The 13,075-nt window shown below is 64.3% G+C and carries 9 protein-coding genes and 2 pseudogenes; 2 read left to right on the forward strand and 9 right to left on the reverse strand.

The annotated features are described in order from the left end of the window. Positions 1–454 precede the first annotated feature (454 nt). From AB7E35_RS10055 to AB7E35_RS10065, 3 genes and pseudogenes are all read right to left on the reverse strand, one after another. Positions 455–628 (reverse strand): annotated as a pseudogene (locus AB7E35_RS10055) (reverse transcriptase domain-containing protein); the annotation flags it as partial. A 7-nt stretch (positions 629–635) separates the two neighbouring features. Next, positions 636–2,660, reverse strand: a pseudogene (locus AB7E35_RS10060) (ParB/RepB/Spo0J family partition protein); the annotation flags it as partial. Positions 2,661–2,725: 65 nt separating this feature from the next. Continuing rightward, positions 2,726–3,550, reverse strand: coding sequence for a DUF932 domain-containing protein (locus AB7E35_RS10065; RefSeq protein WP_016452569.1), 825 nt, complete (start codon positions 3,548–3,550; stop codon positions 2,726–2,728). 554 nt (positions 3,551–4,104) lie between these two features. On the opposite strand from AB7E35_RS10065, the gene AB7E35_RS10070 reads away from it, so the two are divergent. Next, on the forward strand, positions 4,105–4,326 hold the full coding sequence (locus AB7E35_RS10070) for a hypothetical protein (protein ID WP_051139142.1): 222 nt from the start codon (positions 4,105–4,107) through the stop codon (positions 4,324–4,326). Positions 4,327–4,373: 47 nt separating this feature from the next. Here the strand turns inward: AB7E35_RS10070 and AB7E35_RS10075 are convergent, their stop codons facing one another. The 4 genes from AB7E35_RS10075 to AB7E35_RS10090 form a co-directional block, all read right to left on the reverse strand. Next, complete coding sequence (locus tag AB7E35_RS10075) at positions 4,374–4,724, reverse strand: DUF2958 domain-containing protein (RefSeq protein ID WP_016452570.1); 351 nt, start codon at positions 4,722–4,724, stop codon at positions 4,374–4,376. A 293-nt stretch (positions 4,725–5,017) separates the two neighbouring features. Beyond that, positions 5,018–5,410, reverse strand: a complete 393-nt coding sequence (locus tag AB7E35_RS10080; protein WP_016452571.1) for a hypothetical protein — start codon at positions 5,408–5,410, stop codon at positions 5,018–5,020. 366 nt (positions 5,411–5,776) lie between these two features. Beyond that, a complete protein-coding gene (locus AB7E35_RS10085) occupies positions 5,777–6,841 on the reverse strand; it encodes a PDDEXK nuclease domain-containing protein (RefSeq protein WP_016452572.1) in 1,065 nt (354 codons plus the stop codon). Next, positions 6,838–8,190 carry a tyrosine-type recombinase/integrase gene (locus tag AB7E35_RS10090; protein WP_016452573.1) on the reverse strand — a complete coding sequence of 451 codons (1,353 nt, stop codon included), beginning with the start codon at positions 8,188–8,190 and terminating at the stop codon, positions 6,838–6,840. The genes AB7E35_RS10085 and AB7E35_RS10090 overlap by 4 nt, the downstream gene beginning before the upstream one ends. A 527-nt stretch (positions 8,191–8,717) precedes the next feature. Here AB7E35_RS10090 and AB7E35_RS10095 point away from each other — a divergent pair. Further along, the gene (locus AB7E35_RS10095; RefSeq protein WP_428163749.1) at positions 8,718–9,134 is read left to right on the forward strand and encodes a tyrosine-type recombinase/integrase; all 417 of its coding nucleotides are present in this window, start codon (positions 8,718–8,720) and stop codon (positions 9,132–9,134) included. A 269-nt stretch (positions 9,135–9,403) separates the two neighbouring features. On the opposite strand, the gene lpdA is transcribed toward AB7E35_RS10095, so the two are convergent. Both lpdA and aceF read right to left on the reverse strand, forming a co-directional pair. Next, entirely contained in the window at positions 9,404–11,284 is a 1,881-nt protein-coding gene (lpdA, locus tag AB7E35_RS10100; protein WP_428163748.1) for a dihydrolipoyl dehydrogenase, read from the reverse strand. Positions 11,285–11,342: 58 nt separating this feature from the next. Continuing rightward, on the reverse strand, positions 11,343–13,031 hold the full coding sequence (aceF, locus tag AB7E35_RS10105; protein ID WP_428167492.1) for a dihydrolipoyllysine-residue acetyltransferase: 1,689 nt from the start codon (positions 13,029–13,031) through the stop codon (positions 11,343–11,345). Between the last annotated feature and the right edge of the window lie 44 nt (positions 13,032–13,075).

Consider the following 13,075-nt stretch of genomic DNA (forward strand, 5'->3'; position numbering starts at 1 on the left):
GCTCCACCCGGCTCCAGAAATCGTCCGTCACTTCCCACGAATTGGCATGCGCCTTGGCCATCTACACCTCCTGCGCCGCATCACGGGCGACTCAGGAACATAGTTTAATTTACGGATAGATCCTAAGGCTGCGCCGCCCGGCATTCCTTGCCCAGGCCAATCTCACCCTTGAGGACGCATTCCAAGAGTTCTACCGGGTGCTGCTAGGTGGGCTACTGATCGACTCAGCCACACCAAAAGCGGCTCGTAGGGGCGTACGGGCAAGCCGAGCCACTTCGCAGCGCACCGTCACAAAGAAAGATACAGACCCTGATGAAGTCGGCACGATGCTAATTGCCGCCTGGAATCGCGGTTAGGGAAGGTCTGCACAACACCCGCTGCGACAAGCGCCGGCACGTGATGTTTCAAGACCTGCACGTTTTCCTAGTGGTTGAAGCTGGCAGTACTATGGTTGCCTGCCCGCTTCAAGCGCCTGATGCGCGCTGCGCCCCGGCCGGAAGCCGTAGCTGTGCTCGCTGAAGGTCGGATCGATGAGCGGTTGCAGCACCTGCAGCAGGGCCTGCTGGATCAACCTGTCCACCACGGTGGGAATCCCCAATTCCCGCGTCCCTCCGCCCGGCTTGGGTACCCGGAATAGTGGCGGCTTCTTCCGCGCCGTTCTGCTGCGCAACCTGCGGGCTTTCCTCGGGTACGTCTGCCTTCGTGAAGATGGTAGGCATCCAGCCGGTGCCCTTCGCCAGCCGCTCGGCCTCGCTGGCAATGTCGGCCTTCTTGAGCTTTGCCAGCCGGTGGACGCTCTCGGGCGCGAACTCGCCCACGGCTTGCAAAACCGCCGCCTTCGCAACGTGCTTGAAATAGCCTTCCGCCGTGGGTTGCCACCATACGGCCATGTCGAGGCCCACGGCCTGCGCCAGTTCCGCGCCGGGCTGCTGCGCCGTGCCGCGCGGCGTCACCACGTCCACCGTCGAAGCCACGCACACGGCCAGCAGCTTGACCAACTCGCCTTGCTCCATCGCCAGCAGCGCGACGAACAGTGCGGCGCTGTCCTCGGGCAACTTGCCGCCCCACGCCTGCTGCAATTCGCGGAGCGCTACGGCGGCGGGTGACTCGGGCCAGTCCGGTGCCATGCCTTCCAGCCGGTCTTGAATTTTCAGGCTCACGCCCAGCGGAATATCGTGGCCGTAGTAGCGGCCCTGCAAGACGGTCTGCACCATGCCATGCACCAGCACGGCCAGCGCCACATGTGGATGCTGGGCCACCTCGATTTGCAGCGCCGCCGTGCGGTGCGCGCTCAGGCGTTGGGCCAGCCGGTCGGAAATCGCTGCGGCCTTGGGCTGCTCGTCTTCCTCGCCTTCGTCATCGTTCGCGGCGTCCGGGTCGCTAAAGCCTTGGCGCAACTTCTCCAGCGTGCGAAGGGCTTTCGCCTCGGCCTCGCGCAGCAGCCCTCGATGAATCACGGCCTCGCCGTTGCGGTCGATGGTGACGATGGCACCGGCTGCGGCCTTCACATTCGCGCCGTATCCCTGCAAGCCTTCTTCCAGTGCCTGCAACTGCTCGCCCAGGGCTTCGCCTTCCTCCTGCAAGGCATCGGCCTTGTCCTCGTCGTCGGCGTCCATCGCGGCATCCACCGCTTCGGCCACCTCCTGCATCTTGGCTTGCAGCTTCTCGATGCGCTGCGCTTCGCGCTTGTTGGGTTCGCGCCGCTCCCTCGGGGCGCGCTGGAAGGCGTGCAGGTCGGCATGGGTCATGCCCGGCGTGGCATCGGCCCAAGCCCAGCCCTCGGCCTTCACCTCGGCGGCGATGCCCGCCAGCTTGTCCTGTGCCAGCCGTTCCAGCAATGCAGCATCAGTCAGGTACACGCCCGCGTCATCCTCCGCGAACAGGTCGCGGCGGATACCGCCGCCCTCCTGCTCGTAGGCGTCCAGCCCGACGAAGCGCACCAACGGATGCCGGTAAGCGTCGATTTCCCGTTCGGTGAGGCGTTCGCGCAAATGCGAAGGGTGGCGTTGCCACTGCGGGGCGTCGTAGAAAGCGGCTTCCTGCGCCGCGTGGTCATCCGTTCCGGCCAGGGCCATCAGCTGGTCCAGGCTCACGGCGTCGGCCCGATAGTCGGCCATCAGGCGCGGGGAGACATTCGCCAGCTTCAAGCGGCGCTGCACGACCAGCGGCGTGACACTGAAATCCGCCGCAATGTCCTCGATGGGCCGGCCTTCGGCCACCAGTGTCGCGAAGGCTTCAAATTGGTCTGCCGGGTGCATGGCTTCACGCTGCACGTTCTCGGTGAGGCTGGCCGTGCGCGCAGTGCCATCGGCCACCTGCAGGCAAGGCACGTCCCAATCCTTGGCGATGCGGTGCTTCTTCGCCAGCAGCTTCAACGCGGCCAGCCTGCGCCCACCGGCCACCACCTCGTAATGCAGGCCATCGGCGGCGGGAATCACGATCAGGTTTTGCAGCAGGCCCACGCGCTGGATGGATGCGGCCAGTTCAGGGATGGACATGCGCGGGGTCTTGCGCACGTTGCGGCCCGTGCGGCGCAGCACCAGACGCGACAGCGGCACCAGGATCATGTACTTGCTCGGGTCGGCGGCTTGCAGCACGTTCGCGGCGCTGCTGGCTGCGGTGTTGACGGCGCGGGCTTCGGTGGTGGTAACGGCGTTCATGGCGAATCTCCAATCAAGTGAAACAAGGGAATGGAGGGGAACCGCCCCTCCGGCGGGGGAACGGTTCAGGCCTTGAGGGCGCGCATGCCATCGGCCAGCAGCCACAGGGCGCGATTCAGGCGAATGTCGGAATCAATGCCCTGCACGGGGCGGGTTTGCTGCCTGCGGCCATTGGCGGCGCGGCCATGCAATCCGCCCTTGGTCAGGTTCTCCTGCGTGCGGTTAAACACGCTCCACAAGTCGGGGCGGCGATCCTCGAAGCGGCGCGGCATCAGGATTTGCGATTCCGTGACGGGCGCGGGCTTGTTCGGGTCGTCGTACTTCAAAGCCAGCGCGGCACGGGCGAACACTTCGGATTCGCCATCGTCCAAGGTGATGCCGCGCATCAGGTCGCGGGACTCCTGCACCCGGTCAAAGCCGCGCAGAACCTCGAAGGCGCCTTCGATGACTTGGCCCGCCACGTCGCCTTTGTGAGGCACGCGCACATCGGCAAAGGTGTCGCCGCACACCAGCCCATTGGCGCAGATAAATCTGAATTGCCCGGCCAGCATCTGATAGCTGCTGGTGCCATCGTGCGAGTTCAGCAGCACGATTTCGTTAGCTTCCGCGCCGTTGATCTGGCTGGCGTGGCGTAGGCGCAGCAGGTGTTTCGTGTGTTCGCGCCGCCTCTCGTTGCGTACACGGGTCTGGCACACCATGAAGGGCTGGAAGCCTTCTTTGCGAAGCTCAGTCAAAACCGTAGCCGTGGGGATGTAGCTGTATCGCTCCGAACGGCTCTCATGCGGGGAGTCCGCGAAGATGGACGGGGCCACGCGCCGGATTTGGTCATCCGACAGGGGATAGTCGGAACGCAGTGCGGGGGAATGGTTTGCGAAACGGGATGCGAGCATGTCTTTCTCCTGACTTGGCTGTTGAAGAAACACCGGATTCCTAGATTCGGAGCCCAGCCTTTCGGCTGTTCGGTGCAGTCGGCACGAGGAACCCGGTTGGCCCTGTTGCCACCGTCTTTCCTGAGTTCATCGCCCGCGACGGTCAGGAGCGCGCGGACGGGGGCCGTCAAGGAGACAAGCGCAGGGTTGGTGCGGCCCGCAGGCGCAGCCGAGGACACGGCCCTGCGCGCCTTGACGGCACACGGCCGCGGGCTACAGTCGCGGACAAGGTGATGAGTCAGGGAAGACGGCTGGACAAGGCAACGGCCCCTCAACACGCCGACCGCACGGCAAGCGAAGCGCGCAGGCCCGAAGCTGGAAGCCGGGCCGGAGGCGTCAGCCGACCGGAGGGAGGGGACGATGGAAGCCCGTCAGGGGCGAAACCCCGCAGGGGGTTCGATGCGCAGCACGACAGCGCGACCGGCCATCTCCCAGGTGGCCGGGGACGTCCACATGACTTCAACGAAATCCCCTTGGACTGCTACTCGCCCAGCCATCGGCACAATGGCAATGACATGGACATACGAGCCCTACAAGACGATGAACTGATGGCCCAGGCCCGAGACTGGCGGCAACGGGCACTGCGCGGAGAAAAAAACGCACGCGGCTTTGCGCACGAACTGGAATGCGAAGTGCGTCGGCGCTTCCCCAAGAACGACAGGCCCTTGACGCTGCCGCCCGTGCGCCTGCTGGGCACGGTGTCGCAGCCTATCCAGCGTCGATGGAAGCCCTGGTGAACGCCCAGGGGGAGTAGAGAAAAGGGGCGTGGCGCCCCTTGACAGAATCAGAAGACGATCCGCCCCGCCAGCCGCGCATCCCGCGCATAGGCACTCAGCCGCTTCTCGGCACGAAAGTGCAGATCGCGCTCGATCGGCAACCCCAGCCGCCCGCGCACGGTCGCCAGTTCCTGCAGGCTGACCCAGCCCAGCTCGGGCATCCCCAGGCCCAGATCGCACAGACCGAAAGCATGGTCGTGATCGTCCGGGTCGATCTCGGTCAGCAGCCAGGTCGCGCCGGCATCCGGTGTGAACAGCTTGAGCACAGGGGCCGGATCAAAGTCCGACGTTTCGGTGGATTGCCGGCCGTTGGCCAGCAGCAGCGCACGCTGCTCGTCGGTGATGAATGCGCAGTTCATGGTGAACTCCTGAAGGATGCCGGGCGGAATTGCCCAGCCCTTCCGGGGCACGGCGCAGCGCAAGCAGTCAAGGGTCATCGACGGCCGCAGGCCGCAAGCGCCATCGGCGCGCAGCCCTTGACGGCGAGCACGCCGTGGCACGATGAAGGAAACAGCAAGCCGCCCCTCCAACGAAGGCACGGACTGGCAAGCGAAGCGCGCAGCGCCACAGGCGCGGAGAAACCCGCACCGGGCGCAGCAGAAAAAATGCGCCGCCCCCGCAAGGACGACGCACCGAAGGCTGCGCAGCGCGATCAGTTCGCCGCCGGCACCGTCATCGACTGCAACTGCTCGATCACGCCAGGCTCAACGAACACGCAAGCCTGCTCGTCCGCGATCGGCACGTTGAACAACTGCGCGAACACCGTGCGTCGCAGATGGGCCAGCCGGCCCGTCCGGTATACCTGTTCGGGCTTCATGCGCCCGCCGGCCTGCGAGCCGCTGCGCTGCGGATCGCATTCGACCAGCGCGACAAAGCCATCGTCGGACAGCTTCTGATGCTCGGGGCACAGACCCCAGCCCGTCTTCGTATGGCGCTCCATGCTGGCGCGCAGGCGCTTGTCCAGCAGGATGGTGCCGGTATCGAACGCCGTGCCGCAAACGAGGCAAACGTGCTGTTCGAGGGAAACGTGTGATTTATCGTTCATGACGATCTCCGGTTGCACGGGCGGAATTGCCCGGAACCGTCGCCCCCACGGCGTAGCGCAGCAGTCAGGGGTCGCAGACGGCCGCCAGGACGCAAGCGCGCACAAGCGCGCGCCGCCCTTGACGGCGAGAACGCCGTGATACGGTGAAGGGAACAGCAAGACCGCTCACACCCGCCCACTGCAAACACCCACCTTTAGGCAAGCGCAGCGCGCAGGCCCGGATCAGCGAGCCGGGCCGGAGGCGTCAGCCGAGTGAAGCGAGGGAACGATGAAAGCCCGAATGGGGCGAAACCCCGCAGGGGATTCGATGCGCAGCACGACAGCGCGACGACGGCACGCCGGGACGCCCGAATGCGAGGAACAGAACTACTCGCTGTCCGTCTTGCGCTGCTCGATTTGCAACCGCGCCCGCTCGGTCGCCTGCTGCAACCGCTCGCCCAGCACGGCGCGCGGTGGCAAGCTGGTCAGGTACTCGGCCACGTGGATGCCCGACTTGTCCAGTTCCAGCAGCTCGATCTGCTCGGACTTCTTGCCGGTGCAGAGGATGATCCCCAGCGGTGAGGCTTCTTCGGACTCCCGCTCGTGCAGGTCGAGCCAGCGCAGGTACAGCTCCATCTGCCCCTTGTAAGCGGCCTTGAACTCGCCGACTTTCAACTCCACTGCCACCAGCCGCCGCAGCTTGCGGTTGTAGAACAGCAGGTCGAGGTGAAAGTCGTCGCCGTCGATCTGGATGCGCTTCTGACGGGCAACGAACGTGAAGCCCACGCCCAGCTCCAGCAGGAAGGATTCCATTTCGCGGATGATCGCGGCCTCCAAGTCGCCTTCCTGCCAGGTGTCTCGCAGGCCCAGGAAATCGAGGATGTACGGGTCTCGCATGACCAGAGCGGGCGACATGCGCTGCGCATCGCGCATCCTCGCCAGCTCTTGCGCAATCGTCTCGTCCGGCTTTTGAGATAGCGCCGTGCGCTCGTACAGCATCGAGTCGATGCGCTCGCGCAGCGTCCGCACGCTCCAGCGCTCGATGTTGGCCATCTGTGCGTAGTAGTCTCGCTGGAGCGGGTCTTTCAGCGGCAGCAAGGCCACGAAATGCGACCAGCTCAATTGTCGTGACAGCGTCACGACAATTGGCTCGTCCGTGTAGGTAGCCGCGAACTGCACCATCCGGCGCAGGTTCTTGTCCGCGAAGCTGCGGCCGTAGTCCTGCACAAGCTGCGCAGCCAAGGTCGGCAGGATCTCATCACCGTATCCGGCCCGCTGACCAGCCAGCACTTCCGTGTGGATGCGCTGGCCGATGCGCCAAAACAGCAAGGTCAGCTCGGCGTTGACCGCTGACGCGGCGCGCTGCCGCGCCGCGTCGATCAGTACTCGAATGTCGCCCAGCAGCGTGGCTGGTGCCACAGATGACGCCACGGCTGCTTTGCGCCTGTTCATGCCGTGACCTCCTTCTGGTCCTGCATCAGATTCGGCGCAGCCCGCTTGGAATCAGGCGGCACGGCGCGCGTGGCGGCTTTGCGATGCCGGAATGGACGGTAGTTACCCAGGCTGGTGCGGGTCTTGTCGTCGTCCGTGACCACAGGAGACGGCTTCGGCAGCGCAGCCGGCGCATGGCCGTCGATGGCGCCCCGGCGTAGGGTGGCCACTTTCTCGGCAGCGGCACGCACCGGGTCATCCTCTGCATGGACATACGCCATGAACTGCGTGACGGTCTTGTGCGCAGTCAGCGCCATGCCGACCTTGATGGGGATACCGGAGTTGGCAATGTCGGTCGCCGCACGATGACGGATGCCGTGTGTTCCGACATGCGCTACCTCTGCGCGGCCTAAGATGCGCTTCCAGCCGTTGTAGTACGTGCTCTCGGGCAATGGCTTCTTGGCATCAAAGATGGCTGGACACACGTAAGGCGAGTTGTCGATGCGGGGCGCATTGCGCAGCAACTGGTACGCCGCCTCGCTCATCGGCTTGGACATATCGCCCGTCTTGCTGTCAGACCAGACGACCCGGCGATTCTCGAAATCCACCCAAGCCCATTCGAGCGTGCGGATTTCGGTCATCCGCGCGGAAAACTCGAATTGCAGGCGAACCGCCAGCGTCACGGTCGGATGCTCCAACCCCAGGGCATCCGCACGGTCGAGGTAAGCATAGAGCCGCCCCAGTTCCTCGTTGTTGATATACCGCGTCTCGCCGTCCTCGCGGTACTTGGGGACGTGTCGGCATGGATTGGAGCCGTCAGGCCGGTAGCCCCACACCTCGGCCATGTTGAACATCTTGCGCAAACAGGCCAGAACCCGATTGGCCGTAACGCCGATCTTTGCCTTGTCCTTCATCAGCGTGGTGATGTGCGCCCGCGTTACGTCCGGCACCTTGAGCTTGCCCAGGGTAGGCAGGATGTGGCGGTCGATGTAGCCCTGGTAGGAATCGACCGTCCGGGGCTTGTTGCGCGGCTTGGAGTATTCCTCGATGAACTGCCCGCACAGTTCCTTGACCGTCGGGGCCATGCGGGCAGCCAGCTTGGCGGCGCTGGGGTCGTCGCCCTTGCGCACGTCGGCCAGCCAGTCCTGTGCGATCGACCGCGCTTGCTCGACGGTCAGCTCGCCGAACTGGCCGATCTTCGGCTTGCGGCGCTCGCCCCAGTTCGTGCGGTACTGGAGCATGAAGACCTTGCGGCCGTGGGCGGTGACTTTGCAGAGAAAGCCGGGGACAATGGTATCCCGCAGTTCGTAATCCTTGCCGGTGACTTCTGCCGTATCGACAGCGGATTTGGTGAGTTTGATCTTAGCCATGACGCCTCCTAGTTCGAGATCGAACGCAGGAACCAGCCAGGAGCCACGGCATCAGAATGTCTGCCGCAATCGGTCTGGTCTAGGCGTAAGGCTAAACGGGACTAGCCTCTTGGAAAACCAAGCGCAGCAAGGCTCTGCGGGTTCCAGCGTGGTCTCATGCTAGTCTCGGGACTCAATCTCAAAATCCCCCGCCGCAAGGCGTGCCGGTTCGATTCCGGCCCCGGGCACCATCTAATTGTTTCAGACGGTCTCATGTCCTTTTAAAAACCCGCACGCTCCCTAGCGTGGCGGGTTTTTTGTTGTCTCAAGTCCTGTCACTTCGTACCATGACATGTCGTCATAACAACGGTATCCGTGACGGTATCCCAGAAGTACCGCGCCACAGATACCGTCACAGGTGGATCAATGGCACTGACAGACACATTCGTTAGACAAGTCAAGCACAGCGGCAAGCCGACCGGCGACAAACACACAGACGGCGATGCTATGTACCTGCGCTGGTGAAGGCAGGCGGCAAATACTGGCACATGGACTACACACACGCCAACAAGCGCAAGACGCTAGCGCTAGGCGTGTACCCGGCCGTGTCGCTGGCCAAGGCGCGCGAGCGACGCGGCGAAGCGCGCAAGCTGCTGGCGGACGGGATTGACCCTAATGAGGCCAAGCGCCAGGCGAAACAATTCAAGCTGGCAGAGGCAGCAAACACCTTTGAAGCTGTGGCGCGGAACTGGCTCGCCAAAACGGCTGCAAATCGGGCCGAAATCACACAGACCAAGGTGGCGGCATGGCTGGAGAAGGACGTGTACCCCGCCATCGGCAAGATGCCTATTTCACAACCATCGGGCCACGTGATGTTTTGGCGCTATTGCGCAAAATCGAGGCACGATCAGCCTTTGACAGTGCCCACCGCATTAAACAGGTCTCCCATCAGCCACCCCAAGTAAACAAAAAAGCGCGCTATCAAGACTACAGCGCGCTTTTTTATTTTTTGGGCTCCGTATAGGCACTGCGTAGCCACCAGTACAGGGTTTGCGCACTCTTGGGGCAGGACGGGACGTGCAGCCTTACCGGCGCTATCTGCCAGAGTTTGCATGCGCTGGTACGTGATGTGTATGCGTTGACCTCGTCCAGATGCAAAAAATGCCGCGCAGCCCTCTCGGACTCTGCGCGGCCAGGTGCTGAATCAGCGGCTGACGTCAGCTAACCTTTCGGCTTACTTCCTGCCCGGCGGCACGTCTGTGCAACTGCCGTGCGCCACTTCTGCCGCCATGCCCATGCTTTCGCCCAGCGTGGGGTGGGGATGGATGGTCTTGCCGATGTCCACCGCGTCAGCGCCCATCTCGATGGCCAGGGCAATCTCGCCGATCATGTCGCCAGCGTGGGTGCCGACGATGCCGCCGCCCAGAATCTTGCCGTGACCGTGTGCCTCGGGGCTGTCGTCAAACAGCAGCTTGGTAAAGCCTTCGTCGCGGCCGTTGGCAATGGCGCGGCCCGAGGCGGCCCAGGGGAACAGGCCCTTCCTGACCTTGATGCCCTGCGCCTTGGCCTGGTCTTCGGTCAGGCCGACCCAGGCCACTTCGGGATCGGTATAGGCCACGGACGGGATCACGCGGGCATTGAAGGCCGCGGCTGCCAGTTCCTTGTTGCCCTGCAGCTCGCCAGCGATCACCTCGGCCGCCACATGCGCTTCATGCACCGCCTTGTGCGCCAGCATGGGCTGGCCGACGATGTCGCCAATGGCGAAGATGTGCGGCACGTTGGTGCGCATCTGGATATCGACGTTGATGAAGCCGCGCTCGGTCACGGCCACGCCCGCCTTGTCGGCGGCGATCTTCTTGCCGTTGGGCGTGCGGCCCACGGCCTGCAGCACCAGGTCGTACACCTGCGGCTCGGGCACCGTCACGCCGTCCTTGGCTGGCGCAAAGCTCACCTTGATGCCCTCGGGCGTGGCCTCGGCTGCCACCGTCTTGGTGTTCAGCATGATGTTGTCAAAGCGCTTGGCATTCATCTTTTGCCACACCTTCACCAGGTCGCGGTCGGCGCCTTGCATCAAGCCGTCCATCATCTCGACCACATCCAGACGCGCGCCCAGCGTGCTGTACACCGTGCCCATTTCCAGGCCGATGATGCCGCCGCCCAGGATCAGCATGCGTTTGGGCACGCCCTGAAGCGCCAGCGCGCCGGTCGAGTCCACCACGCGCGGATCGTCGGGCATGAAGGGCAGGCGCACGGCCTGGCTGCCGGCGGCGATGATGGCGCGCTGGAAGGCGACGACCTTCTTTGTACCGGTCTTGTCCTGGCTGGTGCCGGTAGTTTCTTCCACCTCCAGGTGGTTGGCACCCACAAAGTGACCGTAGCCGCGCAGCACGGTCACCTTGCGCATCTTGGCCATGGCGGCCAGACCGCCGGTCAGCTTGGCGATGACCTTCTCTTTGTGGCCGCGCAGCATATCGACGTTGACGCTGGGCGCGCCAAAGTCGATGCCCGCTGCGGCCAGGTGACTGACTTCGTCCATCACTGCGGCCACATGCAGTAGCGCCTTGGACGGGATGCAACCCACGTTGAGGCACACGCCGCCCAGCTGGGCGTAGCGCTCGACCAGCACCACGTCCAGGCCCAGGTCGGCCGCGCGGAAGGCGGCACTGTAGCCGCCGGGGCCGCCGCCCAGCACCAGCACGTCGCACTGCACATCGGCGCTGCCGCTGAAGCTATTTGCTACGATTTGAGGAGCTGCCTGCGCTTGATTTACCTGGGCTGGAGCCGATTTTGGCTCTGGAGACGATGTAGCCGGGGCAGGGCTTGCCGGGGCCGGGGATGCGGGCGCGGATGCGGCTGGCGCAGGTGCGGCGGCGCTGTCGGCCACCTCCAGCGTCAGCAGCACCGAGCCTTCGGCGACCTTGTCGCCCAGCTTCACCTTCAGCTCCTTGACCACGCCGGCGTGGCTGCTGGGGATCTCCATGGCGGCCTTGTCGCTCTCCACGGTGACCAGGCTTTGCTCGGCGCGGATGGTGTCGCCGGGGTTGACCATCACTTCTATCACGCCCACCTCGGCGAAGTCGCCGATGTTGGGCACCTTGATGTCGATCGTTGCCATCTTTTGTCCAATCAGTTGGGCACAGAGCAAGGCACCGCCCTGCTCCGTGCCGCAAGGTTTAGAGAAGGATGCGGCGATAGTCCGCCAGCACCTGGCCCAGATAGGCATTGAAGCGCGCTGCCAGCGCGCCGTCGATCACGCGGTGGTCGTACGACAGCGACAGCGGCAGCGTCAGGCGTGGCACAAATTGCCCTCCATTCACGTTCGGATCCCACACGGGCTTCATGACGCTCTTGGACAGGCCCAGGATGGCCACTTCGGGCGCGTTGATGATGGGTGTGAAGTGCGTGCCGCCAATGCCGCCCAGCGAACTGATGGACATGCTGCCGCCCTGCATGTCGGCCGCGCCCAGCTTGCCGTCGCGCGCTTTCTTGGCCAGCTCGGACATCTCGGCGCTGATTTGCAGGATGCCCTTCTTGTCGGCGTCCTTCAGCACGGGTACCACCAGGCCATTGGGCGTGTCGGCCGCAAAGCCGATGTGAAAGTACTGCTTGTAGACCAGCGCGTCACCGTCCAGGCTGGCGTTGAACTCGGGGAACTTCTTCAGGGCCGCAACCACCGCCTTGATGACGAAGGCCAGCATGGTGACCTTGACGCCGCTCTTTTCGTTTTCCTTGTTGGTGGCCACGCGGAAGGCCTCCAGCTCGGTGATGTCGGCCTCGTCGTTGTTGGTGACGTGGGGGATCATCACCCAGTTGCGGTGCAGGTTGGCGCCGCTGATCTTCTTGATGCGCGAGAGGTCTTTGCGCTCCACGGGCCCGAACTTGGCAAAGTCCACCTTGGGCCAGGGCAGCAGATCCAGGCCCACGCCAGAGGGTGCGCTGGCGGCAGGCGCCTTGGCGGCTTGCGCCTGGGTCTGCAGGGCACCGCTCATCACCTGGCGGGTGAAGGCGGCCACGTCATCCTGCGTGATGCGGCCCTTGGGGCCTGTGCCCTTGACCTCCGCCAGGGGCACGCCCAGTTCGCGGGCAAACCTGCGCACCGACGGGCTGGCGTGCGGCAGACCCGGCGTGGGGGTGGAAGGCTGGTGTGAGGGCACGGGCACAGGCGCAGCGGCCGTTGCCGTTGCCGGCACGGGCACCACGGTCTGCGCCAGCGCGGGCGCAGCAGCGGCAGCGGCCGGCGCAGCGGCAGTGGACGCCGCGGCCGCGCCTTCGAGCAGCGCCACGAGGTCACCGATGTTGACCTTGTCGCCGATCTTCACCTTCAGCTCCTTGAGCACGCCTGCAGCAGGCGACGGGATTTCCATCGACGCCTTGTCGGACTCCACGGTGAACAGCGACTGCTCCACGCTCACCGCATCGCCGGGCTTGACCAGCAGCTCGATCACGGCGACGTCCTTGAAGTCGCCAATGTCGGGCACGCGCACCTCCAGCGTGCCACCACCGGCCGCGGGTGCTGCCGGGGCAGCGGACGTTGGCACCGGAGCGGTCGCTATATTTTGGATAGCTGCCTGCGCTTTTTCTACGTGGGCTGGAGCCTGTTCTGGCTCAGAGTCTGCTGCCACGCCTGCGACCTCCAGCACGGCAATCACGCTGCCTTGCCTGACCTTGTCGCCCAGCTGAACCTTTAGCTCCTTGACCACGCCCGCGTGGCTGGCCGGGATTTCCATCGAAGCCTTGTCGGACTCAACAGTGATCAGCGACTGCTCGACGGCCACCGTGTCGCCCACCTTGACCAGCAGCTCGATCACGCCGACTTCGTCGAAGTCGCCAATGTCGGGAACCTGAATGTTTACCAATGCCATGACTGTGTCTCCCGGTCTTCAGGCGTACAGGGGGTTGATCTTCT

Origin of the sequence: Diaphorobacter sp. (assembly GCF_050251835.1) — a bacterium.
Taxonomy (GTDB): Bacteria; Pseudomonadota; Gammaproteobacteria; order Burkholderiales; family Burkholderiaceae_C; genus JBFXIE01.

What these genes read in the sequence shown, in the direction of transcription:
- aceF (WP_428167492.1), bottom strand. Translation starts at nt 13,031, where the DNA reads ATGGCATTGGTAAACATTCAGGTTCCCGACATTGGCGACTTCGACGAA.
- AB7E35_RS10065 (WP_016452569.1), bottom strand. Translation starts at nt 3,550, where the DNA reads ATGCTCGCATCCCGTTTCGCAAACCATTCCCCCGCACTGCGTTCCGAC.
- AB7E35_RS10085 (WP_016452572.1), bottom strand. Translation starts at nt 6,841, where the DNA reads ATGAACAGGCGCAAAGCAGCCGTGGCGTCATCTGTGGCACCAGCCACG.
- AB7E35_RS10090 (WP_016452573.1), bottom strand. Translation starts at nt 8,190, where the DNA reads ATGGCTAAGATCAAACTCACCAAATCCGCTGTCGATACGGCAGAAGTC.
- AB7E35_RS10095 (WP_428163749.1), top strand. Translation starts at nt 8,718, where the DNA reads ATGGACTACACACACGCCAACAAGCGCAAGACGCTAGCGCTAGGCGTG.
- AB7E35_RS10070 (WP_051139142.1), top strand. Translation starts at nt 4,105, where the DNA reads ATGGACATACGAGCCCTACAAGACGATGAACTGATGGCCCAGGCCCGA.
- AB7E35_RS10075 (WP_016452570.1), bottom strand. Translation starts at nt 4,724, where the DNA reads ATGAACTGCGCATTCATCACCGACGAGCAGCGTGCGCTGCTGCTGGCC.
- AB7E35_RS10080 (WP_016452571.1), bottom strand. Translation starts at nt 5,410, where the DNA reads ATGAACGATAAATCACACGTTTCCCTCGAACAGCACGTTTGCCTCGTT.
- lpdA (WP_428163748.1), bottom strand. Translation starts at nt 11,284, where the DNA reads ATGGCAACGATCGACATCAAGGTGCCCAACATCGGCGACTTCGCCGAG.